We start from the raw sequence: 22,824 nt of genomic DNA on the forward strand, positions 1-22,824 counted from the left end.
GAGATATTTCTGTTACGTCCTCAAAGTGATCGATTGATATTGTGGACAAGACACCTAAGAGCGAGTTCACGGAACTGTTTCCACCAGCGTCGTGACCGGATGAACGCACCGTACTTCCGCTTGATCGTTGAATTGACAGTCTCTGATTGACTCCGCTGGCCGTAGAGGTCAGCGTCTAAGCGCGCGTTCCATGCCTTGTGGAGTGATGTGAACTCACGATGCTTGATTAGTGGCCATACCTCGGATTGACGGGCAAGCCGCCTGATCTTCTGGTCGTCGTAGCCCTTGTCACCGAGCAGAATGTCAATGTCCTCGGGATTGCGCTTGATCAACGACGGAGCGATCTGGCTATCGTGTTTTCGTGTCGTCGTCACGTGTAGATCGAGAATTGTGTTTACCTTCGCATCGACCAGCAACGTCACCTTGAGCTGCTGAATCGTGAGTTCAGCACGTTTCGTGTAGTGTTTCGAAGCGTGGCTGCGGTCGAATCCTGACGCATCAATGCCAACAACTCCGCTCGTCGGGAGTAGCGCCGTTGAGAGAGTTAGTATGACACGCCACACAGCCATATCAAGCCGATTGAACGCCTTACAGAGCGTTGACGGTGTAGGGAGTTCAACTAATCCAAGAACACGACGGATGCGTGGCATCTCGATCAGTTCGTCAAGTAGGCCACGGTAGGTCGTGTTCTTCCGAACTTTGAGACAGAGCAGAACAATGTGCTGCGGGAGTGTATAGCGGTGTTTGGAGAATTTCGAGGAGTAACGAGAAACGGCTCGGCGGGCCAAGTGGATCGCCTTCTCAGTAAACCGGAGAATCTGTGACTTCGGGAGGGCCTTCATCTCGTGGAATTACAGGACGAACATGTAACTCTCTGAGGATTTCAACAGAGCCATGATTAATTAAGTGCCTCGAATAAGAATATGAGATATGCCAGATGGAAATCCTTCCACACTTTTTGAAAAGAAACGTGAGGGACGCCCACCAATAGATGTTCTCGGTCTTGTAGCCGGATTAGCGGTGTTCGCAGCCCTCTCATTCTTGTTTGCGGCATTGTCCCAGTTATCGGGGCCAGCTGTTGAAACTGGGATCAGTCCTCAAACGGTCGCTGCTCTCCGATGGAGTGCGATAGGGATTGTACTGGGTGTACTGGCGGTCTTTGTATATCAAGGAAGGCTCATCGGCTGGTATGGAACACTCGTAGCGGCGGTGATTGGTGCGATTCAGGCTGTGAGGATAGATATTCCATTAATGATATTGATTATCTACCTATCACTTCCGCTGATCGTGCTCACTCTCCTGTTGGTACGTCGTGACACATTTTTGGGTCGTTAGATACGCACTCTTCAGCGAACAGCGGTTTCAGACGAAAACGCATCTACAGAAAGTATCTCAACAGAATCTCTCAAACAGTAGCCTACACCGAATCAACTGTTTCGGAAATCACCCTCTCGACATTTTGTGTGTTTGGTACTAGGCGTCTCTTATGGGCAATCTCACCCCGATCGCATTCGACATTGAAACCAGTGGGCTCGGCGACGATGCTGTGATTACAGTCGCTGGACTCGCACACGAAGTTGGAGAGGTGCTTATCCTCAATACTGCTGGTCGACCCGCTAATGGCACCGAACTCGAACGAGCACTTCGAGAGCACTCTACTGGGAGTATCGATCTCGCTGTTACGGCTGATGAATGCGAGCTTCTCACCGCGCTCAAGACTTTCGCGGATAGCCATCTCGACGACGATCGTCACTACCTCACCGCCTATCATGGCGAAACGTGGAACGGGGGGTTCGACCTTCCATTTGTACGAACTGCCTGTGTGAAGCACAATATCGAGTGGCCGTTTCCGAATTTGGCGTATGCGGATATGCTCGACGTCGTCGACCGATTCGATACGAATGACCAGAACGACCTTGTCGGCGTCTACAATGAACTGATTGGTCAGGACACATGCGATCCCTTCGATGATAGTGAATCAGCTGTAGCTGCCTTCGAGAACGAGGAGTGGGAACCGTTGCTGTATCACAATCTTGCGGATATCCAGCGCACTAGAGAGCTAGCTGTCCTCGCTGGGGTGTATGTTCCTCAATCTGATTTCCGAATGAAGAATCTCGCCCCGCCTGATGGGTGATCTTTCCTTCACTCAATTAACTGTCTACATAAACGGCTCTATGACCCTGTTGAAATCTTCTTCTTCAGATAGGTTCTTGTCTGAAACAGCTGGTCGCTGAAGAGTGCGTACTATCCAATAAAGTATCTCGACTTCTTGACGGAGAATTTATGACGCTTTGGACGGGAATCTTTAGCATGGGTAAGACGGTTTCCCGCTTCCCGCGTTTATCGGCCAGTAGTGTCGAACGTTCCCTTGCAGTTCTCTTGGTGGGACTGCTTGGATTGTATGCTCTTGGGGCACTTTCGAGCGACATTATACCTGTACTCGACACGGCGGGCGTGGTTGCCGTTCATCTCGCGCTTGTGGTCGCAGGGATCTTCCCCACTACTGTGCTGGGACACGCCCTGTATACCCGAGCCCGGACTGGAACTGTCAAGCCACGTCGTATCGAAGTCTTCAGCGCAGTCGTCGCTGTTAGTTGCTTGGGTACCGCACTCTGGCTCACGGTTGATTCGACCTCCAGTCTCAGCACGCCGCTGTTAACGATTGCTACTGGTGCGTTACTCGTTCTCGCCGGTCTCGTGACTGTCCGGTAATAATGGCGCTGTTGGAATCCTGTTCTTCAGATATAGTCTCGCCTGAAACAGCCGTTCAATGAGAATTATCGAAAACGATTACACAGAAACGCCTAATAACATTCTATGGACGATACTCGGATTATTCAGTTAGCAACTCTCTGGTTCGCTGTCCTCATCTACATACAGACAGGCTCTGGTGGCGGTGGCGCAGTTAATCTGGCTGTCGGGGTCATAGCTATTCTCCTCGCGTATATTCTCCCGCTTACTCTCCTTATATTCGTCACGCTACAACTCGTCGATAGATAGGCCACCTGTACTGACCGCAACCGGGCCAGAATGTATCATCTGTTGAGGATTTCAGCAGAGCTAGCGACCCGTAAAACACTGAAATCAAATGCCGTCTGCCGATCCCCCAGAGTTCTCCGAATCGAATTCTTCGATATCTTCCTGATCCGGTTTGGGGGGATAGTACATGAATTTCCATAATAAGATATCGATATCATCACTCTCAGATGTGAGGAGAGGCTCAATCGAACCTCGCGAGAGAGCGTCTTGAAGCGGTTCCGGCAAAATCATACCCGGCGCATAACGTTGGAAAGTGCTGTTTTCCGCATTATCTAACAGCGAGTTAGCCAGTGCATCACTCTCAACGAACCAATTGAACCATTCCTTTTTGTCCCCGGCTTTGTCGGTGTACTCCTCTGACAAATTATTGTATTTCTTGATCGCGTCTACATACTCGGAATGTGCTTTATCCAATCCCAATTCAACCATCCCTGAATAGCAAACCAGCCCGGCTTCTGAGAGCGTGTTTCTGAAGGTGGTGCCTACATCGGAGGTGGGTTCAGTATTAACTAAATCAATATTGCGGGCTTCATCGATTCGGTTGGAGACTGTATCGTGGCTCACAGCTACTTGTGGTTTTATCTCCTTGAATCGTGCTCCGTCGGGGCCGATCGCAAGTATCAGCCCGATAGAACCCTCCTTCGTAAAGAACTTCTCCAGCTGGCTCTCCATCACTGGAACGATTAGCGGACACTTACTAAGATGTTGATTCCACTCAGAATCTGAGTAGAGTCTGATGCGGAGCGAGGTCACCAGTTGAGTGCCATCAGCGACAGAGTGTATTCAGCGATTTCTGCTTTTTATCCATCCCTTCGTCGTGTTTTGTATGAATTCGGTTTCGGAAACTGCACCCCTCCGCTTTACTCAGAATCTGAGCAATTAGTTGGTAACTTGACTCTCATACTATGGATTACTCTGACTCCCTCTCTACACCAACTACGAGACTTGGACAGCAAGCAGACGAGTTCATCGATCAAGAAACCGAATGGGTTGATTTGCTGCCTGAGCTCGACACTTGTCTGTATACAGGCCGAGATAGCTATCCAGAGTGGCATACTGCGACACCGTTCGGTCCGATGTTTTGTGCCTACCTGTGGGCGAAAGTGGAAGATATATCGCTATCGACGATTCCTGACCGACTCGAAACGAATCCGGAGCTGGCGACTGCGATGGGCTTTGAGCCGAATGATCTGCCGTCAGAGAGCACGTTCAAACCGTCTCGGTTAGAAGACGACCGATTCGCGGATCTTCAATCAACGGTTGAGCGTGCGGTGGAAGAGATTCGGAAACTTGCAGCTAGACGGGGGTCACCAATTGGGTGTGGTCCCTTCCAGCTACAAAACGGCGAAGATGATGATTCAGGCCCTCCGTCACATCGCACGATTCAACGCTCATTACGGAAGGAAGGCCGGCAGGTGCTTGAAGAGTTGAACACGGTCGCGTTCCCCTCCATGTCTATTCCACGGCCTGACGACCCGATTTATGATGAAGAGGAACTGCTCACGGTGGAGGCGTTTGCGGCGATCGAACAGCAGGCAGCGAACAGTGCAGGGGTCTCATTGGGAGATGAACTGAATCCAGATCCGGATCTTGATGATCCCTTCTATGAAGATGGGCCATCGGGTGAAACGCTCATAAACGCTCTTAAACAGATGTCTATCGACGAGATCGCGACAGTGTTGAACTTCGTCCTGCAGAAAACATACACGCGTGCGAAACCCCGCCTGAACGAACTCGAACACGATAATGGCTCACGGTTCGGGACGAGAGCGGAAGTCGCGCTAGACATGACCTACGTCGCCTATTATGGCGATCGTGACGAGATGGAATGGGTACAGGGCGCACCAGAGGATAAGGAATATTCTTGGTGCCACAAGTTTGCGACGGCTGTGATCGTCGGGGAGAACACTCACTACGTCGTGGGAGTCCACCCGCTTGGAAGTACTGAACACGCTGCGACGGATGACTACGCTGGAAAAGATAGATCATACTACGTCGGGGATGTTGCACGGCGACTCATTTCGATCGCTGATGACTACGTCAACATCAGGATGGTGTACGCTGATCGGGAGTTCCATGCGGCCGACGTGATAGAGACGCTTACTGCGAGAGATATCGACTACGTAATCCCTGCCCGGAAAGACAAACATCGGATTGGACCGATGTGCGATCAGTTCCAAGAGCTAAAACAGGGATACAATGAGCCGGATGATACGTCTCTGTACGTAAAGACGGATTTCCCAATTCATGGTGCGGTCAAAGGAGAGGTGTCGAATACGAAGGTCTACACGAACGTCGTGGTGCTCCCTCCGGATGAAGACGATGATGCAAACGAGGATGGGTCACCACAACCGTTCATCACGAGTCTTGATGTGAGCGATGAGCTTGCGCTGGATCGTCGGTGGGCGAGAACACAGATTGAACAGTACAGCGATCGGGGAGCAATCGAGAACTCATACTCGTCGATTAAAGATGCAGCTGCATGGACGACCTCGAAGGAATTCGAGGTCCGGTGGTTCCACTTCGCATTCGGCTGTGTGGTGTACAACATGTGGTTACTGGTGGATTTTCTGACACAGGAACGAATCGGGGAGATTGAAACGCGGAAGAAGCCGCGGATAACGCTCAGACGGTTCCTCAGATGGCTGGACAAGGAGTTGGTCGCACTCATGTAGAATCCGGTCCGGGCTCGCCCTTCGTGAGAGGCATCACTCGTTGTGGTCGCGTATTTTTGCCGATCATCGATAAGTAGAATGGTATTCTTCGTATTCTGATGATTTCTTCGGCGCTCTGACGGGTAATTCTCGGCGAGATCTGGCCGTTTAGGGTCGATCTCATGAACCTCTTGGGAGGGATTCGCAACTCATAACTTCGGAGGATAGATCTCATGCGTGCCTTTGTTTTCTCACAAAAAGCTTGATTAAAACCTCGCTAAATCAATAACAGTCCGTCATTCGAGTACCGCTCCAGCAGGCGCTTGTTTCACTGCGAACCGTTCGCGTGAACTTCGTCGAACAAGTCTGTAACCCGCTGTTCGATATCGTTTCGGATCTCACGGACCTGATCGAGATCTTGGCCGTCAGGATCCGTCAGTGCCCAGTCGCGAACATCTATCTCTTCAGCATCGAGTTCGAGTGTCGAACAGCCCATTGTGGCGACGACGTCACATGATTCGAGCTCAGTCGTTGAGACTTCTCGGGGAACTCGATCCGAGAGATCGATCTCGTGGTCTTGCATGACCGCCACGACCTCGTCGTGGACGCTATCGGCGGGGTGAGTGCCACCGGTAATGATCTCAACACTGTCTTCGAGTCTACGACGGTCACGCTCGCGTTCGGCGAACGCTGTTGCCATCTGACTGCGACCAGCATTTTGTACACAAACGAATCCTAGAGTAACCGGCAAATCATCACTCATAAACAGCAGAATCGATGCCGTCGACTTGAGAACTTATATGTGATGTATATACGTCTCAATAGCTCAACACGGGTCTGAGAGTACTTCTCAGATAGCCTATCAAGAGCTGCTGTCCCTGAAGTAACAGCTATACCGATCCCACTCGCTTGTGGAGGTGTGACTGAATCCGATGAGCGGACGGACCACCAGATCGCGTTCGTGTGCGTCCAAAACGCAGGACGGAGCCAAATGGCGGCGGCGTTCGCTGAGCGCGAGCGCGACCGTCGCGATGTGGGCGATCAGATTACGATCGTTACCGGTGGCACACAGCCCGCAGACCACGTCCACGAGATCGTCGTCGAAGCAATGAGAGAGCGAGACATCGATCTCAGCGACCGAACGCCGCGAGAGGTGACGCCAGACGAGCTACAGGCGGTCGATCTCGTCGTCACGATGGGGTGTTCGGCATCGGACGTGTGCCCAGCGACGTGGAACGGCGAGAACCGCGATTGGGGGCTCGACGATCCTCACGAGCGTCCGATCGAAGAGGTTCGCGAGATCCGTGACGAGATCGAAGAACGCGTCGTCGCTCTGTTCGACGAACTCCTGTCAGAAACTCCGTCTGCGGAGTGACGCGAGTGGCAGGGTCGTCAGCCGAGGCGATCCCTTTCGACCTCCGCTAACAGCAGCCGTCGTCGTCGCCGCACACGCTCCCGTAGTCGATTCCGGTCTCGTCGCCGATCGCCTCGTTACACTGCATCACCATCGTCGTAAACGCGAACTCCGACGACGACTCCTTCGCCGCCGCGAGTTCCTCGCCGAGCGCCTCGGCGGCCGCAACGACCTCGTCGTCCGTAATTTCGTTCTCACCGGCGTCGCGATCGGAAGCGCTCAACAGCACCCACCTCCGGTGGACCGCGCGAACTCCTCGCCGATCTCGTCGCTGATTGCGTCGTTCGTCCGCTGGAGGAGTTCTATCAGATCGGCCTGTGCGGCCTGCTGACGCTGGATCGTCTCGTTGTTCGACATCTCCGTCTGAAGCTGCTTCAGCTCGGCCATCACCGACTCATCGAAGCCGCCGCGCTGTATCTGCTGTTGCTTTCGCTGGTACTCGCGAAGCAGCGCCATCGCGTCGTCGTCGTCCTGTAACGCCTCGTCGGCCGCGACGAACCCTTGGTACGTCTCCGAGTCGCCGAGGGCGTCGAGGAACTCGCGGAGCGCCGCCTCGACGTTCGCCTCTACGTCGTCCTCGTCTGGGACGCCCTCCCCGCCCTCTGCCGCGTCGTCGATATCTTGTGCGTCGCTCATGAGGGAGTCACCTCCGGTGCGTCAGCGTTGGCAACGTCTGCGAGCCCGGTGATCTCCTCGCCGAAGGCGCTGAGTTCGTCGAGCCCGATTGGTTCATCCTGCCGGAGCGGCGCCAACATCAACGGCGCGTCGAACCGGTCTCGAATCTCTTCGAGATACTGGGCCTGCTGGGCGCGCCGGTTCGCGAAGAAGGCGTTGTCGCCATACTCCTCGGGGAGGAGGTAGTTGGCGACGACCAGCGAGGTTTCGATGCCGACCTGATCTTTGAGGTCGGCGGCAGCCCGGTACGCCTCCATCATCGGGGTGTACTCGGGGTACATCACGAACGCGAACGTACTCCGTTCGGGGTCTTTCATCGTCTCGATGACTTCGTCGTACTGGTCGCCCTTCGCGGGCGCGGCGCCCTTCGTCAGCGAGCCGAGGTCCATGAACCCCTTCCAGTCGGAGGGGAGTTCGAGCAAGCGAAGGGTGTGGCCCGTGGGTGCCGTGTCAAAGACGACGACGTCGTAGCCGTCCTCGTCGAAGTAGCTCACGAACTTCTCTAAGGCGGCCATCTCCTCGGCACACGGCGATTCCAGTTCCTCTTCGACGTTCGCGATCGCGGCGTCGACGTCGATCTGGGTGTCTTCTTTGTCCTCGTACATCTCGGTGACGTGGTCGAGGACCTGCTCGCGGTACTCTGCGAGTGCTTTCTCCTGATCGATCCGCGCCGCGTCGAGGTTCTCCTGGCCGACCGAGGTGGGCTCGTGGCCCACGGGCTCGCCGAAGATGTCCTCTAAGTGCGCGGCCGGATCTGTCGTGACGACGAGCGTCTCGTGGCCCGCCTCGGCGAGCTTCGTCGCCGCCGTCGAGGCGACCGTGCTCTTGCCGACACCGCCTTTCCCGGTGAAGAAGAGGTACTGTGTCTCCTCGCCGGGCGTTAGCTGGTCGACGACCGCGTCGGCGTCCGCCATCGAATCGAAGTCGGCCGCGCCGTCAGCATCGACACCAGTCGCGGTCCCGACGTCGACGGTCGCTTCCCTGCCGTCGTAGAGGACGCTTCCCACGTCCGCGAGCAGGTCGAGGCCAGCGATCTCGCCGGGCTGGAGCGGGTACGTCGCCGTCGCGTCGGCGTCGAACTCGTCCCGGGCGCGCTCGATGACGGCCTGCTCGTCCGCGCGCTTCCCCTCGAAGAAGGGGTCCTCGCACACCGACTCTGGGAGGTAGCCGTTGAGGATCAGCAGCTGCGACTCGATCCCGAGGTTAGCGAGATCGCTCGCACTGCGTTCGATTTCGTCGATCGAGGAGTCCTCCGGCTTCCCGACGAAGGCGAAGGAGGTGCGCTCGTCGTCCTGGAGCGTGTCGATCGCGCGCTCGTAGTCCCGCTTTCTGTCCTCCATCGATGCCGCCGGCCCGATACAGGTCGACCCGCCCTTCTCGAGTTCGGCGTTCCAGTCGGAGGGGAGCTCCATGAGCCGGATGGTGTGGCCCGTCGGCGCCGTGTCGAAGACGACGACGTCGTACTCCGGGCTGTCCATGAAGTCGACGAAGTTGTCGAAGGCGGCTATCTCCTCAACGCAGGGACTGTTGAGCTGCTCTTCGACCGTCTGGATCTCCTCTTCACCGAGCAGTTCGCGCATCGGCTCGATCGTCTCTTGGCGGTACTCCTCGGCGGCGGTGTCCGGGTCGATCTCGATTGCCGAGAGGTTCTCGATCCCGTCGATTGCGGTGACCTCGTGGCCGATCGACTGCCCGAAGATGTCCGAGAGGTTCGGGGCAGGGTCGGTGGTCACCAAGAGCGTCTCGTAGTCGTTGTCGGCGAGCCACGTCGCGGTCGCACAGCTCACCGTGCTCTTGCCGACGCCGCCTTTCCCACTGAAGAAAACGAACTCGGTGTCGTCTCCGCTCGGTTCGACGACCTCACGCGCGCTGGTCGTTGTTGACTGTGATTGTGCCATTCGTTAGGCCTCCTGCGGCGTTGGGCTCTCGTCGATAGCCGCAGTCAGTTCGTCGTACGAGAGGTACTCCCCCTCGGCGACGATCTCGTCGTCGACGACCGTGATCGGGAGAATCGACGGACCGTCCTCCTGAACGCGGTCGTAGATCCGCTGCGTTTCGAGGAACTGGTCGATGTTGTGCTGCATGTTCGCCCGATTCACCTCGAGGTCGTCGAACGCGTCTTCGAGCTGGTCGAGCGCCGCGCTGACCTCGACGAGCTCGTCGTCGGGGTCGGGACCGCAGACGCCGGTGGAGCAACACATCGCTTCCTCGTACAGGATGAGTTCTGTCATGATGGAGTCGGATCGTCGTCGATCGTCTGAGCTATCGTTCGCGACGGAGGGTATTACCGAGTCCTCGCGCGACCAATACGCTTGAACAAACCCTCATATAATTATAAAGCCTTCGATAGGGTCGATCGCGAAAATATGCGAAATAGCGTCCTTGTACCGTTTAGTACGGTTAAAACGTCGATATCTGCTTTCTCAATCAGTTGAACACGTCACAGTCAGTCGTGACTAGTTGAAAGTATAATGAATCGCATAGCTGACTCTGACACCGGACACGTGCTGGTCCATAACGCTTAATCTCACATCGGTTCAATTGTGTGTATGTCATCCACCGAGCGGTTACAGCGGTACGTCGCCGACGAGTGCGGCTCCTGTACGGACGAAGACCTCGCCGACCGGTTAGCGGAGCTGGAAGAACTGAACGAGAGCGTTGGCGGGTCCGACCTGGAGACCGACGTCGAACTGCTGTCGGCGCTCGGCAACGAGACGCGGTACAAGATCGTTCGGATGCTCCACGCGGCCGACGACGACGAGCTGTGCGTCTGCGAACTCTCGCCGCTCTTGGACGTGAGCGACAGCGCGATCAGCCACGCCCTCTCGCAACTCACCGACGCCGGCCTCGTCACGCGCCGGAAGGAAGGCAAGTGGCGGATGTATCGCGCTACGCCGCGTGCGAACGCCGTCCTCGTCGCGCTCGACGGGTCGCGCTCGCTGTGAAAGAGCGGCCCCGACTCAGAGCAGGCCGGCGAAGACGGTGTTGAACAGCACGCCGATCGTGATACCGATCGTCACGACTGTCGTCGCGTAGATCGCGAGCAGTTGGCGCTCGAACAGCTTGTTCAGGAGGATCAGGTTCGGGATGCTGATCCCCGCGCCGCCGATGACGAACGCGATCACCGTTCCGATCGGGATCCCCGCCTCGGTGAGCGAGTGCGCGATTGGCAACATTCCGCTGATGCTCACGTAGATCGGCGCGCCCGCGAGCGCGGCGATCGGCGTCGCGAGTGGGTTCCCCGGCCCGGCGATCTGCTGGAGGAACTCCGCCGGCACGGCGCCGTGGATCAGCGCGCCGATCGCGATCCCGACGGCGATGTATGGGAGGGTGTCACGGAAGAAGGAGAGCGCACCCTCGCCGGCCGCGGTCACGCGTTCCTTGTGGGTTCGGTTTATCGCTGTCGTGCCGCACTCGCTACAGCCGCCGGTGTCGGCCGCCCCCGACGCGTCTGAGGCTGGCGCCCCGCCGTCGGTCGCGATCTCGCGGCCGCCGGCCGTGATCCGGACGTCCTTGATGTAGCCGTCGAGATCGAGCGTGCCGATGATGAGTCCCGCGATTATCGCCGCGAGCAGCGCGGTCGTGACGTACGCGACGGTCACGCCGGGTCCGAACAGCCCGAACAGCAGGAACACGGCGATCCAGTTGACGATCGGCGACGCGAGGAGGAACGAGAACGCCATGCCCGTCGGTGCACCGGCTCCCAACAGGCCGGCCAAGACGGGGACGGTCGAACACGAGCAGAACGGCGTCACCGCGCCGAGGCCCGCAGCGAGGACGTTCCCGCTGCCGTGGTCGCGTGCGCGAAGCATCTCTTCGACGCGCTCGGGCGGGAGGTACTCCTGTGCGAGCCCGACGAGGAACGACGCGCCGATGAACAGCGGCGTGAGGACCATCGCGAGGTGGAGGAAGTAGTCCCACGAGTCGAGCAGCGCCGCTTCGGTCCCCGGCGGGATCATCGGTCCTCACCTAACGCCGCGGCCAGATCGAGCAGCTGGAGGCTCGCTGTGTCCGCGATCCGGTAGTACGTCCACTTCCCCTCCTTGCGCGTGGCGACGACGCCGGCGTCGCGGAGCTTCCTGAGGTGCGACGCGACCGTCGACTGGGGCGCGTCGAGTACGGTCTCCAACTCGCAGGCGCAGAGCTCTCCCTCCCGAAGCGCGTGGACGACCGCGAGTCGTTTCTCGTTGGCTAACGCCTTGAACGCCGACAGCTCCGCCTCGACGACCGCGTCGTCGGCCCGTCGGGTCGCCGGGAACGGCCCGTCACAGCAGGCGCCCTCTTCCATCCGCCGGAGCGTCCCGCTCGCGGACTCGGAGTCCGCTTGAGCCGCCGAGTTCGGTTCGTTCGACATCGTCGATCAGTCCTCCGTACGGTCGACGCGCTCGTCCGGCGCGTCCGCCTCGTTTTCGTCCGGGTCTACCTCCTCGATCTGCATGTCACAGCAGCTCTCGTCGTCGTTCGACTCGTCACCGAGCAGTCGGTCGAGTATCGACATACATATCGATATAATCCGATTTGACTTAACTCATTTGGTCAGGTGTTCAGCTGACTCGAGAGAGCACTCGACTCGGATCTATGTTCAGATGTGTTTGTTCGACGCAGTTCTCCTACCGAACTATCTATATACGAGATAGTGTGGTAAACCGGATTATTCAAGGATTCTACCGTGCTTGACCAGTATTAATCTATAACAGATTATATTAACACCGAGTAGATTACCTCGGTCTCAACACAGTAGAACCGAAAGGCCCTTTAACATATGAGGGAATACTAAATTGTATGTCGCAGCAGATAGCGGCTCAAGACGATCGGACGGACCGTGAAAACGAAATATCGATTAACGAGTCGCTGAGCGAGGAGAGCAAACGTCAGCGCGACAGTATCGACAACGTCGGCGCATTCGGCATGCGAACCGGTGAGTCGGATCTGATCTTCTTCCAAGGTATTCTCCCGGAGATCAACGGGACGATACGGGGATCGGAGCCGATCGGCGAGCAGATTGCGATGTGCCTGGACCGGCTCGAACTCATGTTGGAAAACCGTAACGCGTCCCTCTCGGATGTCATGAAGATCGAGATTCAGCTCGCAGACGCAGATGCGGCGGCGGCCGTGGACAGCGCGTACGAGTCGCGATTCGACGACGTGGCGTTCCCGCCGCGGAGCGTCGTCGGCGTCTGTTCGCTCCCGGGCGGGGCGGACGTCCAACTCGACGTGATCGCGGTCGAAGAGTGACTGTAGCTGTCAGTCCGACTCGATAGTAGACGTATTTCGCCCGTTTTTCGCCGCTCGGACGGTCGACAGAACAATTATTCCGGACGCGGCGAAACACGTCGGTTATGCCCGACTCCTCTTCAGACCCGCTCCCCGGGACGGATCTCGACGCACTGATCGACGACGCGACGACGACCGCCGACGTCAAAGCGCTGTCGGCGTTCGGATACGAGACGCGGTATCGGCTCGTTCGCCTGCTCGTCGAAGCGGACCGCGCGGTCAGGTTCGACGAGATCACCCCCTACGTGTCGATAAGCGACAGCGCCGTCAGCCACGCGTTGACGCTTCTGTGCGACGCCGGGCTCGTAAGAAAGCAAAAGGACGGACGCTCGCGTAGTTACTCGACGACCGAACGGGCGGAAGCGCTCGTGGAGGCGCTCGACCGGACGCGATAGCTCAGTGATCGCGCGTTCTCTGATCGATGTGTCGTAGATCCGCAGGAGTATTGACGTTCACGAGTTCGTCCTGACCGATAGTGGGAACTTCCTGAATATCGACCGTCGTTGTGTCCAGCCTGTCGAGGAGTTCCATTGGCCGTCGCTCGCCGGCCTCAAGGAGTGATCGGGCCGCATCGAGTGTCGGATCCGTTCTGTACCGTCCGCAGAGCGGTTGCGGTTGTTCTCCGCTGACCGTCGGAACGGCTGCGTTGTCCTCCTCACTGGCGGAAAGCACTGCGAGGAGCTGGTGGCTGACGAGTGGGAAATCACATGCAACGACGAACGTCCACTCGGACTGACTTCGCGAGAGGCCGTCTCTGATCCCTCCGAGCGGACCGATCGACTCAGTGTCGATGACGAAGCCCAACGGCGTTTCGATCTCGGAGAGAGCCCCTTCGATACGGGAACGCTGCGCTTTCCGGCAGCTGACGAGGATCTGACCGCTCACCGCATCCAGTGTGTCGACTACGTGCTTCACGAGTGGTGAGCCGTCGAACTCGACGAACGCCTTGTCGACGTCACCGAAACGCGTTGATCGCCCGCCGGCGAGGACGAGTCCCGTGGTCATCGGGTCGCCCCACCACATGCGTCAGAGCCTGCTGAAGACACGACTATCGGCCGTATCAATACGCCGCTCTCTGATGAAGCTGTTGAGGGTGCTCAGCAAATGGTACGCCGATGCGCCTTCTCCGGACCCTATTTATCGACCTGTGACCGAGTGAGCGTATGAAAGTGCTCAGCGTCGTCGGGCCGTCGGACTCCGGAAAGACGACCGTCGTCGCGGAACTCGTGACCCGACTCGGCGACCACGGGAGGGTCGGAACTGTAAAACGGCTCACTCACGAGCCGGATATCGATACCGAGGGGAAAGACACCGCCAGACATCGAACGGCCGGATCGGTACGTACCGTCGGCCTCACCGACGACGGTGGATGGTTCGGCACCGGTGACGGATGGACGCTCGGCGGTGTACTCGACGACTTCGCCTGTAAGTACGACTTCGCCATCGTCGAGGGGTTCAGCGACAGCAACCTCCCGAAGGTGTCGCTTGGAGACCGATCACCTGCGCCGCCGGTGGTGACTACGGCTACCGATGCGGACGAACTCGATTTTGGCGACGTGGTGGATAGTATCGAGACGGTTCCGTCCTACGAAACTCCAACATCGCTCGAGACGGAGCTCCGCGACTCGTCTCCCTCGGACTCTCGCCAGGTCACCGCAACGAGTACCGTCCCGGTAGCGGAGTTATCTTCCGCTCGCGACGTGCCGACACAGGTCAACGCGGCCGATCGTCGTCTCCGTTCAGCGGACGGTGTCGGCGAGGCGCGTGTCCACTATCAGCGGTCGCTTCTCGACGGGCGTGACGACGTCGTTCATCTGGTAGTACTGGCGGACGACCCGAAAAGAGCGAACGAGGCGATCGGCGAGGAACTCGGCCGCCTCGTCGAGACGATCTGACTGCCGTCGCGTCTACAGACTCCCGGAGAGTCGGACGGCTTACGGAGAATCGAGGAGAAAGCCTCGCGCTTCAGCGCGGGGAGGATGTCAACGGAAGGCGGCGAGAGCGAGCTTCGATTCGACCGAGTTCAGCCGCTGGGACATCGCCGACTTCGTGATGTCGAGTTCGGCGGCGAGCTCGCCGACACTCGTCGCGCGCGGCGTCTCGTAGTAGCCCGCCGCGACCGCCATCGCGGCCGTCTCCTGTTCGGTCTCGGTCAGCGTAGAGAGGTCGAGCGTGGCTCGGTTCGACCGCTCGCCGTCGATGGAGTCGACCCGGGTGAGACGACGCAGTGAGAGGCCGTCCGTCGCTTCCCTGAGGTCGTCTATTAGGGCGGAGAGCCGATCACGATCCGGGAGAAATGTCCGGATAACGACTCCCGTATCGGTGACCTCTATGACTTTCGGAATACAGTCGTACTCGAAGAAAATCGGGCAGAAACACTCCGAGGTGATCTCCGCTTTCGTGTGACGGATCTCGGTCGTATCCACGGCCTCGTCGTCGGATTCGCGCGTCGTTTCGGTGTGACACTCCCCGTCGGAAGACTGCCGATCGATCCGGTCCGCATCTGGACCGACCTCCTCGAGTGGACAGGCGACCGCGCCGGACGCGGACAGCTCGAACTCGACATAGAGGCGGCGGGTTTCTTCCGTTCCGTCGCTCTCTTCGGTCGACGGTCGCTCTGTCGTTCCCATCACTTTCGAGTTCGACGAACGGGTACAAAAGGGTGTCTCGGATTGTCGAGGTCCGGAACGACCGACGGACCGGACCTGCTCGCTCTGCCGCTCACTCTTCGTCGACGAGGTCGTCGATCCACGTCAGCACCGCCATCGCCTTCGGGAACCCGAGCGTCGGAACGGCCAGAAGGGCGACGTGCCGAAGCGCCTCGGGTTCGACGCCCTCCTCGAGTGCGCGGCGGACGTGCGAGTGAACGGCCCCTTCCGATTCGGAGCCGGCCGCCAGCGCCAGTTTGACGAGGCGTTTCTCCTCGCCGTCGATCGGACCGGCCTCGGAGCAGGCTTTCCCTAAATCGGCGTACTCGTTCCACACGTCCGGGTGGTCGGCCGCGAGGTCGCTTGCCGTGGACGGGAGTTCGTCGGTGTCTTGAATGGCGTCTGGCATACGATCGGGTTCCGAGAGCGGGGACAAAAATCCGGGTGAGCGTTACCACGAAGTGACGACACCGATCGAGCCGTTCGATCGATCACTCGGTAAGGTCGAGCGCGGCCGTCGAGTCGGACGATCCCTCGTGGTCCATCTCCTCAACGACCCGTCTGACGAGGGTCGTCTCGGCGGATCGCAGCCGTTGTGAGACGGCCGACTTGGAGACGTCGAACTCGGCCGCGAGATCCGTGAGCGTCGCCTCCCGAGGATCGGCGTAGTAGCCGGCCTCCACCGCTCGGAGCAGCGTCCGTCGCTGTACCGCGGTCATCTCTCCGGGGTCGACAGAGACTGCCGACCGCGCCTCGTCGCGGACATCACTGACTCGAGTTCCGTCGACGTCGAGGTCCGCGATGGAACCCAACACGGCCGCGACGTCGACGCCCGGATCGATCTCTATCGAGATCGTGTGCCCGCTGCCGTCGCCCGCGTCGTTCGTGGCCATCGGTGTGTCCGCGTTACCGGGTTGTTACACCGGAACAAGCAAACAGCCAGCGGTGAACTATGTAGCTCATTAAATAATCTGAAAGATTCGGGAAACGGTTTCATCCGCATTCATCGAGAGCACTTTCGCGAGACCCCCTGAAATACTCGATTGAATTATTACTCATTTCAATTCCAACGATAGCGGTTCGCGGTGAACTGCCGGTAAACGCAAATCGTAATAACGGGTTTGATATTGTGTACTGCACGTTTTCGTTTTCCGGGTCCTCTCTGAGTTCCGTGCTCGACACATGAATATCTGAGCAGTATTTAAACTGCTGTAATATACAGGAGTACCCATTGGGCGGTCGGGATCGGATCGGTAGATATGCATCGAGACCACGAAGCTCCCCCTGACATCGAGGACGCCGAGTTCGACGGCTGGGCCGAGGAACGGCTCGGTGACGTCGAGTACGATACCGAACTGGGCAAGGAGATGGGTCGCGATGCGATCCGTCTCGCCCGCGGCGAGCTGACGGAAGAGGAGTTCCACGAGAAATACCACGAACAGGTAAAAGACGAGTTCGGCGTCGACGACCGCCCGACGAGACCGGAGGGGTTCGACGATGAGTAGCGACGGACTCGATCTCACGAGGCGAGACGCGCTGAAGGCCGGGGGCGTCGCGGCCGCGGCGCTGGGTATCGGCGGAAGTGCGTCGTTCCTCCGGGAGGCCGAGGCGCAGTCGACCACGCTGGAGTACGAGGAGGTCCCGACCGCCTGCTGGATCGGGAAGATGGACTGTTCGGCCACCGCGAAGAAGGTCGGAAACCGCGTGATCAAGTACGAAGGCAATCCGGAAGATCCGCGAACGGAAGGCTCGCTCTGTCCGAAGGGACAGGCCCAGATCGAGCAGGTGTACAACCCCTACCGGATCAAGGCGCCGCTGAAGCGGACCAACGAGAAGGGCCAGCACGGCGAGTGGCAGGAGATCAGCTGGGAGCAGGCAATGGACGAGATCGGTGACGACCTGAAAGACAAACTTCAGGACGATCCCCGGCGGGTCGTCTTCCAGGTCGGCCGGAAGAAGTCCCCGCAGTGGCAGGAGGACGCCTGGGTGACCGGAACGAGCGACAAGTACGGCAGCATGGAGAAGTACGGCCACGGCGCAACCTGCTCGGACTCTGGCTACCGCGGCCAGGAGCTGATGTTCGCGACTCACGGGGTCTCGGAGACCGATTTCGAGAACTGCGAGTTCTTCATCGGCTGGGGTCACAATATGACTCAGGGCGGTGGAGCGCATCTCTGCCAGATCACGTGGCCGAAGCAGATCGCGGACGCCCGCGACGACCAGGGGATGGAGACCGTTGCCATCGACCCGCAGCGTCGTAACTCCGGCCCCTACACCGACCAGTGGCTCCCGATCGAGCCCGGGACGGACATGGCGTTCTGGCTGGCGTTCAACAGCGTCCTCGTGCGCGAGGGCTACATCGACGAGGAGTACCTCACGACCGCCACGAACGCGCCGTGTCTCGTCGCGACCGAAGGCGACGAGGAAGGCCACATCCTCCGGACCGACGACGCCGAAGACCCCGGCGAGGAGTACACGTGGGCCGACGGCGAACTGGTCTGGGACGAACAGGCCGGTGAAGCGGTTCCCCACGAGGAGGCGTCGTCGCCCGAGAACGTCGCACTGGAAGGGACCTACGAGGTCGACGGGACCGAAGTGCGGCCGGCCTTCGACCTGTACCTCGACCAGATCTCCCAGTACGATCCCGAGTGGGCCGCCGAGATCACCGATCTCGACGCCGACACCATCGACGAACTCGCCGTGAAGTGGGGCGAGAAAGCGAAGATCGGTGCTACCGTCGAGATCGACGGCATCGAGATCCCCTACCGGCCGGTGGGGATGCACGGCTACCACGTCGCCCAGCAGGAGATGGGCGTCCCGACGACGATGGCGCACTACCACGCCGCGATGCTGGTCGGGGCGGTCGACGTCGTCGGCTCCACGCGCGTCCGGAAGGCCAAGTACGACGGTCCGAAGGACTACCGCGAGCCGTTCCGCGACCTGGCGTTCCACCCTGAAAAGATCACGCCGAACCCGGACGGGCCGTCGCTGGGCGGGAGCATGTTCCACCCGATCGATTCGACGGCGTTCTCTCAGAGCCACGTCAGCCAGACGAACCCAGACAAGTACAACCTCCCCTACGAACCGGAGGAGATGGCGTGGATCGTCCAGATGGCCAACCCGGTCACGTCGGCCCCGGGAGTCGACACTGTCATCGAAAGCATGAGCAGGGTCGACACCACTGTCGTCGTCGACCCCTGGATGAGCGAGACGGCCGACGTCGCCGCAGACTACGTGCTGCCGGCGGCGACCGCCGACAAACTCCAGGGGCCGACCGGCGGCTGGGACGGCTACGCCGACATCGAGCACATCCGCTTCCCCTCGATGGACCCGCTCTGGAACAGCAAGCCCGACGCCGAGATCTTCATCGAGATGGCCAAGGCGGTCGACGCCTACGAAGAGTACGTCCTCGACCTCAACTCCGAGCTCGGACTCGACGGCACCGAGTACGCCTACTCCGGGGCTGACGAGACACCCGACGACCCAAGCGAGTTCCTGCGTGACGGCCTCGACCGCTGGGCGAAGACCAAGGGCAAGAGCCTCGACTGGTTCCGCGAGGGAAACGTTATCACCAACGAATGGGACGTCGGCGACGGCAACCGGTACGCGTACACGTGGGGGATGGACAACGGCTACGGCGAGTTCAACCCCTACGACGCCAAACACGAGTTCTACAGCGAGACGCTGTTCCGGCTCGGCGAGCGCGTCGAGGAGCTGTTCGCCGACTCGAAGTTCGACGACCCCGAGTCGGAGTTCCCCTACCTCCAGGACTACAACGCGTACCCAACCTGGCGCCAGCCGACGTTCAAAAAATCCCCCGAGGAGTACGACCTGACGCTGTTCAGCTGGCATCAGATCGAGCACAAGCAGACCCGGACGGCGAACAACAAACTGCTCAACGAAATCGCGCCGAAGAGCGCGTTCCGGCTGAACCCACAGGACGCGGACCGTATCGGTGTCGAAGACGGTGACGAGGTCGTCCTCGAAACCCACGACGCTCAAAACGACGAGGCGTTCCAGGTGGAGGGCGTCGTGATGATCCAAGACGGGGTTAAACCCGGCACGGTCGGCGTCCCGCACCACCACGGCAGCTGGAAGGACCCCGAGAGCGAGGCGCTCGACGAGGGGCCGAGCATCAACTTCGCGATTCCCAGCGGTCCGGGATACCTCGGCCTCGACAACGGTCAGGCGTTCCAGGTCCGTGCGAAGGTCGAGCCCAAGGGAGGTGACAACTGATGACACAACTCGGAATGGCGATCGACTTGGAGCGGTGTTACGGCTGCCGGGCCTGTATGGAGGCCTGTAAGGTCGAGAACAGCACGCCGCGCGGGGCGTTCTGGATGCACGTCTTCCGGTTCGAGGAGGGCGAGGCGCCGGACACGGAGCAGACCAACATGCCCCGGCCGTGCCAGCACTGCTCGGAGCCGTCCTGCGCGGCAGCGTGCCCGACCTCGGCGCGGTTCAAACGCGAGAAGGACGGCATCGTCCTCACCGACTACGACCGCTGTATCGGCTGTCGGTACTGCGAGATCGGGTGTCCGTACGGCGTCAACTACGCGCAATTCGAACACCCCGAAGACGCCCAGTACGGCTACGGCTCAGGGGATCACAACGGTGACGACACGCACGGCTCAGGAACCTTCGCCGAGGCGCTCGGCGACGAAGCGCCCGGCGAGGGGAAGCCGCCGTGGCACGACCCGATCCACGATCAGCCCGTCGAACCGCGGGGGACGCAGATGTCCGGACCGCAGCCGGAGGGCGTGATGAGCAAGTGTACGATGTGTGCACACCGACAGGACAATCCGGACCGCGGCGAGCAGGGAACGACGGCCTGCGCACAGACCTGTCCCGTCGACGCGATCAAGTTCGGAGACATGGAAGACCCAGAGAGCGAACCTCGACAGCACCTCGCCGAAAAGTCCTCGTCGTCGACGTTCAAGCTGCTCGAAGACCGAGGTACCGAGCCGAACGTCGTCTATATCGGCGACGAACCGAGCGACGACGCCCGCGCCATCGAGAGCGCCGAGACGTTCAAGGACCCGGAGGAGGCCATCGAGATCGAGAAGAACCCGCCTGAGAGCCGCTCGACCGACGTGGAGGTGGGCCAATGAGCACTCCCACGCGCTCGGATCAGCGGACGGCGACGCTGGTCGATCCGAGTCCTCGTTACTACGCCATGCTGGCGGTCGCCGGACTTGTCGTGCTCGCGATGGTGTACAGCTTCGTGACCGTCCTGACACAGGGACACGGCGTCACCGGCCTCCACAACTGGGGAACCGGCGGCGGCGTTCCGTGGGGCCTCGACATTGGCGCGTTCAGCTGGTGGTCGGCGATGGGCGTCGGCGCCATCGCGCTGTCGGCGATCATCCGCGTGTTCCGCATGGACGAGTACCGGCCGTACGCCCGCATCGGCGAACTCCTGACGCCGCTGGCGTTCGGGGTCGGGTTCCTCCATATTGTCTTCGACCTCGGACAGCCGTTCCGCGTGCTCAACACGCTCATCTACCTCCCCCTACAGTCGCCGATCGCGTGGGACGTGATCCTGCTGGCGGGGCTCGGAGCCATCTCCGTCGTCTACCTCGTCGCGTCGCTCCGGAAGGACGTCTACGATCTCTCCGAACGTGACGCGCTCCCGACGGCGCTCGATCCGATCTACGACGCGCTGCTGACCGGTTACGAGCCTTCAGACGCGGAGGGTGGAAAGGACCTCGCGTGGTGGCTCGGGGCGCTCGTCCTCGTGTTCATCCCCGTCGTCGGCGGTGGGGTGGTCCCGCTACTGTGGGGTCCCCTCGGCGTCAACATCAACTGGTTCGGCGCGATTCAGGGACCCACGTTCCTCGCCGCGAGCATGACGACCGGCGCGGCCGCGGTGCTGTTCGTCGGCTGCATGCTCCGCTACGCGTACGGGCTCGATGACGTGTTCACCGACCGGACGCTCAGACGGTTCGGTGCCGTAACCGGGGCGTTCGCGTTCACCTACCTGCTTGGGACGTTCTACGAGATCCAGACCGGGACCTTCGCCGCGGACCTGGCCGACCCGAACGTCACCACGCTCGTCTTCGAGGGTCCGCTCGCCCCCCTGCTGGTGCTCGCGATCGTCGCGATCGTCGTCCCGACCGCGTACCTCACGATACAGCACGCCGTCGATCGATTCAGCCTACTGGGGACCGTCCTCCTGACGGGCCTCATGCTCGTCGGGATCCTCCATCAAGAAACGTGGCTGATCGTCGGGGGGCTGATGTACCCCGATCTCCAGTACCCGGTCGGCGAGTACGCGCCCTCGATCTACGAGTGGCTGAACCTGATGGGGACGACCGCGCTGGTCGCGCTCGTCCTGCTGGTGTTCGCCAAGACGCTCCCCATGGTCTCCGTCGACCCCTCGGAGGTGAGTTCGGACCGATGAGCTCTCCCGACACCGAATCGGAGACCGACGATCTCCGTTCGCGGGAGCCGGAGATCCGCTCCGACGAGAGCCCGGTCGACCCCCGAGTGTACCGCGTCCTCGGCGAGCAGTTCCTCAGTCGTCCCAGCCGCGAGCAGGTCGACGCCGTCGGGAGGTGGGCACGCGAGTGGCTGGCGGCCGCCGAGTCGCTCCCGGTGGAAATCGAGACCGCGCTGGAGCGGATCGTCTCCGGAAGTGAGACCGACGTCGAGACGCTCAGAACGGCCTACACGCACCTCTTCCGGGGGATATCCGAGAGCGATCCCGACCCGCCGTACGAGTCGATGTACGTCGGCGGCGGATTTTACAGCGAAACGACCACCGAGATCAGGCAGGGCTACCGCTGGGCCGGCGTCGACGTCGCCGCCACCGGGAGCAACGAGCCGCCGGACCACCTCGGGCTCGAACTCCAGTTCCTCGGGGAACTGCTCGCGATGGACGACGCCGAAACGGACCCGGACGAGCCCGACCTCGGCGACGCCGAGTGGTGGCTGCTCGACGAACACCTGGCCGAGTGGGTACCGACGCTTCACGCCCGAATCCGGCAGGCGAACCCGCACGAGTACTACGCGGGTCTCCTCGACCTCACGCTGGCGATCGTGACCGCACATCACGATCGGCTCGCGGTGACGCGGTGATCCCCCGCGTTGACGGCTTCGAGGACCGCGACCGAACGAG

General features: G+C 60.0%; 27 protein-coding genes. 13 read left to right on the top strand and 14 right to left on the bottom strand.

Going from position 1 to position 22,824, the window contains the following annotated elements; genetic code table 11:
- Positions 1 to 20: 20 nt before the first annotated feature.
- Complete coding sequence (locus ACT4MF_RS14920; RefSeq protein ID WP_444683270.1) at positions 21 to 842, bottom strand: IS5 family transposase; 822 nt, start codon at positions 840 to 842, stop codon at positions 21 to 23.
- Positions 843 to 930: 88 nt separating this feature from the next.
- Here ACT4MF_RS14920 and ACT4MF_RS14925 point away from each other — a divergent pair, with 88 nt between their 5' ends.
- Both ACT4MF_RS14925 and ACT4MF_RS14930 read left to right on the top strand, forming a co-directional pair.
- Complete coding sequence (locus ACT4MF_RS14925) at positions 931 to 1,335, top strand: hypothetical protein (RefSeq protein WP_082222447.1); 405 nt, start codon at positions 931 to 933, stop codon at positions 1,333 to 1,335.
- A 151-nt stretch (positions 1,336 to 1,486) separates the two neighbouring features.
- Entirely contained in the window at positions 1,487 to 2,134 is a 648-nt protein-coding gene (locus ACT4MF_RS14930; RefSeq protein WP_444683269.1) for a hypothetical protein, read from the top strand.
- Positions 2,135 to 3,084: 950 nt separating this feature from the next.
- Here ACT4MF_RS14930 and ACT4MF_RS14935 read toward each other — a convergent pair.
- A complete protein-coding gene (locus tag ACT4MF_RS14935; RefSeq protein WP_444683268.1) occupies positions 3,085 to 3,711 on the bottom strand; it encodes a hypothetical protein in 627 nt (208 codons plus the stop codon).
- Between the two features lie 233 nt (positions 3,712 to 3,944).
- Between ACT4MF_RS14935 and ACT4MF_RS14940 the strand changes: the two genes are divergently transcribed.
- Entirely contained in the window at positions 3,945 to 5,714 is a 1,770-nt protein-coding gene (locus ACT4MF_RS14940; RefSeq protein ID WP_444683267.1) for a transposase, read from the top strand.
- 307 nt (positions 5,715 to 6,021) lie between these two features.
- Here ACT4MF_RS14940 and ACT4MF_RS14945 read toward each other — a convergent pair whose 3' ends face one another.
- A complete protein-coding gene (locus tag ACT4MF_RS14945; protein WP_444683266.1) occupies positions 6,022 to 6,456 on the bottom strand; it encodes a low molecular weight phosphatase family protein in 435 nt (144 codons plus the stop codon).
- Between the two features lie 189 nt (positions 6,457 to 6,645).
- Here ACT4MF_RS14945 and ACT4MF_RS14950 point away from each other — a divergent pair, with 189 nt between their 5' ends.
- The gene (locus tag ACT4MF_RS14950; protein ID WP_444683271.1) at positions 6,646 to 7,068 is read left to right on the top strand and encodes an arsenate-mycothiol transferase ArsC; all 423 of its coding nucleotides are present in this window, start codon (positions 6,646 to 6,648) and stop codon (positions 7,066 to 7,068) included.
- A 46-nt stretch (positions 7,069 to 7,114) separates the two neighbouring features.
- Here the strand turns inward: ACT4MF_RS14950 and hcsS are convergent, their stop codons facing one another.
- From hcsS to arsD, 4 genes are read right to left on the bottom strand one after another with little or no spacing between them, the layout of a single operon-like run.
- Positions 7,115 to 7,336: a halo-CC-star protein HcsS gene (gene hcsS, locus ACT4MF_RS14955; RefSeq protein WP_444683265.1), complete on the bottom strand. Its 222-nt coding sequence runs from the start codon at positions 7,334 to 7,336 to the stop codon at positions 7,115 to 7,117.
- Positions 7,327 to 7,743 (bottom strand): halo-CC-star protein HcsL, encoded by a 417-nt coding sequence (gene hcsL, locus ACT4MF_RS14960; protein ID WP_444683264.1) that lies wholly within the window; start codon positions 7,741 to 7,743, stop codon positions 7,327 to 7,329. Before hcsL ends, hcsS begins: the two co-directional genes overlap by 10 nt.
- A complete protein-coding gene (gene arsA, locus ACT4MF_RS14965; RefSeq protein ID WP_444683263.1) occupies positions 7,740 to 9,680 on the bottom strand; it encodes an arsenical pump-driving ATPase in 1,941 nt (646 codons plus the stop codon). Before arsA ends, hcsL begins: the two co-directional genes overlap by 4 nt.
- 3 nt (positions 9,681 to 9,683) lie before the next feature.
- On the bottom strand, positions 9,684 to 10,013 hold the full coding sequence (gene arsD, locus ACT4MF_RS14970) for an arsenite efflux transporter metallochaperone ArsD (RefSeq protein ID WP_444683262.1): 330 nt from the start codon (positions 10,011 to 10,013) through the stop codon (positions 9,684 to 9,686).
- Positions 10,014 to 10,331: 318 nt separating this feature from the next.
- Between arsD and ACT4MF_RS14975 the strand changes: the two genes are divergently transcribed.
- Positions 10,332 to 10,727 carry an ArsR/SmtB family transcription factor gene (locus tag ACT4MF_RS14975; RefSeq protein ID WP_444683261.1) on the top strand — a complete coding sequence of 132 codons (396 nt, stop codon included), beginning with the start codon at positions 10,332 to 10,334 and terminating at the stop codon, positions 10,725 to 10,727.
- A 15-nt stretch (positions 10,728 to 10,742) separates the two neighbouring features.
- On the opposite strand, the gene ACT4MF_RS14980 is transcribed toward ACT4MF_RS14975, so the two are convergent.
- From ACT4MF_RS14980 to ACT4MF_RS14990, 3 genes are read right to left on the bottom strand one after another with little or no spacing between them, the layout of a single operon-like run.
- Positions 10,743 to 11,741 (bottom strand): permease, encoded by a 999-nt coding sequence (locus tag ACT4MF_RS14980; RefSeq protein WP_444683260.1) that lies wholly within the window; start codon positions 11,739 to 11,741, stop codon positions 10,743 to 10,745.
- Positions 11,738 to 12,136, bottom strand: a complete 399-nt coding sequence (locus ACT4MF_RS14985) for an ArsR/SmtB family transcription factor (RefSeq protein WP_444683259.1) — start codon at positions 12,134 to 12,136, stop codon at positions 11,738 to 11,740. Before ACT4MF_RS14985 ends, ACT4MF_RS14980 begins: the two co-directional genes overlap by 4 nt.
- A 6-nt stretch (positions 12,137 to 12,142) precedes the next feature.
- Entirely contained in the window at positions 12,143 to 12,280 is a 138-nt protein-coding gene (locus tag ACT4MF_RS14990) for a hypothetical protein (RefSeq protein ID WP_444683258.1), read from the bottom strand.
- Between the two features lie 284 nt (positions 12,281 to 12,564).
- Here ACT4MF_RS14990 and ACT4MF_RS14995 point away from each other — a divergent pair, with 284 nt between their 5' ends.
- Positions 12,565 to 13,017, top strand: a complete 453-nt coding sequence (locus tag ACT4MF_RS14995; protein ID WP_444683257.1) for a RidA family protein — start codon at positions 12,565 to 12,567, stop codon at positions 13,015 to 13,017.
- A gap of 104 nt (positions 13,018 to 13,121) precedes the next feature.
- Positions 13,122 to 13,451 (top strand): ArsR/SmtB family transcription factor, encoded by a 330-nt coding sequence (locus tag ACT4MF_RS15000; RefSeq protein WP_444683256.1) that lies wholly within the window; start codon positions 13,122 to 13,124, stop codon positions 13,449 to 13,451.
- 1 nt (position 13,452) lies between these two features.
- Here ACT4MF_RS15000 and mobA read toward each other — a convergent pair whose 3' ends face one another.
- On the bottom strand, positions 13,453 to 14,061 hold the full coding sequence (gene mobA, locus ACT4MF_RS15005; RefSeq protein ID WP_444683255.1) for a molybdenum cofactor guanylyltransferase: 609 nt from the start codon (positions 14,059 to 14,061) through the stop codon (positions 13,453 to 13,455).
- 158 nt (positions 14,062 to 14,219) lie between these two features.
- On the opposite strand from mobA, the gene mobB reads away from it, so the two are divergent.
- Positions 14,220 to 14,951: a molybdopterin-guanine dinucleotide biosynthesis protein B gene (gene mobB, locus ACT4MF_RS15010; protein WP_444683254.1), complete on the top strand. Its 732-nt coding sequence runs from the start codon at positions 14,220 to 14,222 to the stop codon at positions 14,949 to 14,951.
- Positions 14,952 to 15,038: 87 nt separating this feature from the next.
- Here the strand turns inward: mobB and ACT4MF_RS15015 are convergent, their stop codons facing one another.
- From ACT4MF_RS15015 to ACT4MF_RS15025, 3 genes are all read right to left on the bottom strand, one after another.
- Positions 15,039 to 15,686: a helix-turn-helix domain-containing protein gene (locus ACT4MF_RS15015; RefSeq protein ID WP_444683253.1), complete on the bottom strand. Its 648-nt coding sequence runs from the start codon at positions 15,684 to 15,686 to the stop codon at positions 15,039 to 15,041.
- 91 nt (positions 15,687 to 15,777) lie between these two features.
- Entirely contained in the window at positions 15,778 to 16,113 is a 336-nt protein-coding gene (locus tag ACT4MF_RS15020) for a carboxymuconolactone decarboxylase family protein (protein ID WP_444683252.1), read from the bottom strand.
- Positions 16,114 to 16,195: 82 nt separating this feature from the next.
- Positions 16,196 to 16,597, bottom strand: a complete 402-nt coding sequence (locus ACT4MF_RS15025; protein ID WP_444683251.1) for a helix-turn-helix domain-containing protein — start codon at positions 16,595 to 16,597, stop codon at positions 16,196 to 16,198.
- Positions 16,598 to 16,963: 366 nt separating this feature from the next.
- On the opposite strand from ACT4MF_RS15025, the gene ACT4MF_RS15030 reads away from it, so the two are divergent.
- The 5 genes from ACT4MF_RS15030 to ACT4MF_RS15050 are packed head-to-tail and all read left to right on the top strand — an operon-like array spanning position 16,964 to position 22,784.
- Entirely contained in the window at positions 16,964 to 17,209 is a 246-nt protein-coding gene (locus ACT4MF_RS15030; protein ID WP_444683250.1) for a 4Fe-4S ferredoxin N-terminal domain-containing protein, read from the top strand.
- Entirely contained in the window at positions 17,202 to 19,940 is a 2,739-nt protein-coding gene (locus ACT4MF_RS15035) for a molybdopterin-containing oxidoreductase family protein (RefSeq protein WP_444683249.1), read from the top strand. Before ACT4MF_RS15030 ends, ACT4MF_RS15035 begins: the two co-directional genes overlap by 8 nt.
- Positions 19,940 to 20,815, top strand: a complete 876-nt coding sequence (locus ACT4MF_RS15040; protein WP_444683248.1) for a 4Fe-4S dicluster domain-containing protein — start codon at positions 19,940 to 19,942, stop codon at positions 20,813 to 20,815. The genes ACT4MF_RS15035 and ACT4MF_RS15040 overlap by 1 nt, the downstream gene beginning before the upstream one ends.
- Positions 20,812 to 22,107, top strand: a complete 1,296-nt coding sequence (gene nrfD, locus ACT4MF_RS15045) for an NrfD/PsrC family molybdoenzyme membrane anchor subunit (protein WP_444683247.1) — start codon at positions 20,812 to 20,814, stop codon at positions 22,105 to 22,107. The genes ACT4MF_RS15040 and nrfD overlap by 4 nt, the downstream gene beginning before the upstream one ends.
- Complete coding sequence (locus tag ACT4MF_RS15050; protein WP_444683246.1) at positions 22,104 to 22,784, top strand: TorD/DmsD family molecular chaperone; 681 nt, start codon at positions 22,104 to 22,106, stop codon at positions 22,782 to 22,784. Before nrfD ends, ACT4MF_RS15050 begins: the two co-directional genes overlap by 4 nt.
- The last annotated feature ends 40 nt before the right edge of the window (positions 22,785 to 22,824 follow it).

This window comes from Halorubrum sp. FL23 (assembly GCF_052439115.2).
Lineage (GTDB): Archaea > Halobacteriota > Halobacteria > Halobacteriales > Haloferacaceae > Halorubrum > Halorubrum persicum.

What these genes read in the sequence shown, in the direction of transcription:
- ACT4MF_RS14920 (WP_444683270.1), bottom strand. Translation starts at nt 842, where the DNA reads ATGAAGGCCCTCCCGAAGTCACAGATTCTCCGGTTTACTGAGAAGGCG.
- ACT4MF_RS14925 (WP_082222447.1), top strand. Translation starts at nt 931, where the DNA reads ATGCCAGATGGAAATCCTTCCACACTTTTTGAAAAGAAACGTGAGGGA.
- ACT4MF_RS14930 (WP_444683269.1), top strand. Translation starts at nt 1,487, where the DNA reads ATGGGCAATCTCACCCCGATCGCATTCGACATTGAAACCAGTGGGCTC.
- ACT4MF_RS14935 (WP_444683268.1), bottom strand. Translation starts at nt 3,711, where the DNA reads ATGGAGAGCCAGCTGGAGAAGTTCTTTACGAAGGAGGGTTCTATCGGG.
- ACT4MF_RS14940 (WP_444683267.1), top strand. Translation starts at nt 3,945, where the DNA reads ATGGATTACTCTGACTCCCTCTCTACACCAACTACGAGACTTGGACAG.
- ACT4MF_RS14945 (WP_444683266.1), bottom strand. Translation starts at nt 6,456, where the DNA reads ATGAGTGATGATTTGCCGGTTACTCTAGGATTCGTTTGTGTACAAAAT.
- hcsL (WP_444683264.1), bottom strand. Translation starts at nt 7,743, where the DNA reads ATGAGCGACGCACAAGATATCGACGACGCGGCAGAGGGCGGGGAGGGC.
- arsA (WP_444683263.1), bottom strand. Translation starts at nt 9,680, where the DNA reads ATGGCACAATCACAGTCAACAACGACCAGCGCGCGTGAGGTCGTCGAA.
- arsD (WP_444683262.1), bottom strand. Translation starts at nt 10,013, where the DNA reads ATGACAGAACTCATCCTGTACGAGGAAGCGATGTGTTGCTCCACCGGC.
- ACT4MF_RS14975 (WP_444683261.1), top strand. Translation starts at nt 10,332, where the DNA reads ATGTCATCCACCGAGCGGTTACAGCGGTACGTCGCCGACGAGTGCGGC.
- ACT4MF_RS14980 (WP_444683260.1), bottom strand. Translation starts at nt 11,741, where the DNA reads ATGATCCCGCCGGGGACCGAAGCGGCGCTGCTCGACTCGTGGGACTAC.
- ACT4MF_RS14985 (WP_444683259.1), bottom strand. Translation starts at nt 12,136, where the DNA reads ATGTCGAACGAACCGAACTCGGCGGCTCAAGCGGACTCCGAGTCCGCG.
- ACT4MF_RS14990 (WP_444683258.1), bottom strand. Translation starts at nt 12,280, where the DNA reads ATGTCGATACTCGACCGACTGCTCGGTGACGAGTCGAACGACGACGAG.
- ACT4MF_RS14995 (WP_444683257.1), top strand. Translation starts at nt 12,565, where the DNA reads ATGTCGCAGCAGATAGCGGCTCAAGACGATCGGACGGACCGTGAAAAC.
- ACT4MF_RS15000 (WP_444683256.1), top strand. Translation starts at nt 13,122, where the DNA reads ATGCCCGACTCCTCTTCAGACCCGCTCCCCGGGACGGATCTCGACGCA.
- mobA (WP_444683255.1), bottom strand. Translation starts at nt 14,061, where the DNA reads ATGACCACGGGACTCGTCCTCGCCGGCGGGCGATCAACGCGTTTCGGT.
- mobB (WP_444683254.1), top strand. Translation starts at nt 14,220, where the DNA reads ATGAAAGTGCTCAGCGTCGTCGGGCCGTCGGACTCCGGAAAGACGACC.
- ACT4MF_RS15015 (WP_444683253.1), bottom strand. Translation starts at nt 15,686, where the DNA reads ATGGGAACGACAGAGCGACCGTCGACCGAAGAGAGCGACGGAACGGAA.
- ACT4MF_RS15020 (WP_444683252.1), bottom strand. Translation starts at nt 16,113, where the DNA reads ATGCCAGACGCCATTCAAGACACCGACGAACTCCCGTCCACGGCAAGC.
- ACT4MF_RS15025 (WP_444683251.1), bottom strand. Translation starts at nt 16,597, where the DNA reads ATGGCCACGAACGACGCGGGCGACGGCAGCGGGCACACGATCTCGATA.
- ACT4MF_RS15030 (WP_444683250.1), top strand. Translation starts at nt 16,964, where the DNA reads ATGCATCGAGACCACGAAGCTCCCCCTGACATCGAGGACGCCGAGTTC.
- ACT4MF_RS15035 (WP_444683249.1), top strand. Translation starts at nt 17,202, where the DNA reads ATGAGTAGCGACGGACTCGATCTCACGAGGCGAGACGCGCTGAAGGCC.
- ACT4MF_RS15040 (WP_444683248.1), top strand. Translation starts at nt 19,940, where the DNA reads ATGACACAACTCGGAATGGCGATCGACTTGGAGCGGTGTTACGGCTGC.
- nrfD (WP_444683247.1), top strand. Translation starts at nt 20,812, where the DNA reads ATGAGCACTCCCACGCGCTCGGATCAGCGGACGGCGACGCTGGTCGAT.
- ACT4MF_RS15050 (WP_444683246.1), top strand. Translation starts at nt 22,104, where the DNA reads ATGAGCTCTCCCGACACCGAATCGGAGACCGACGATCTCCGTTCGCGG.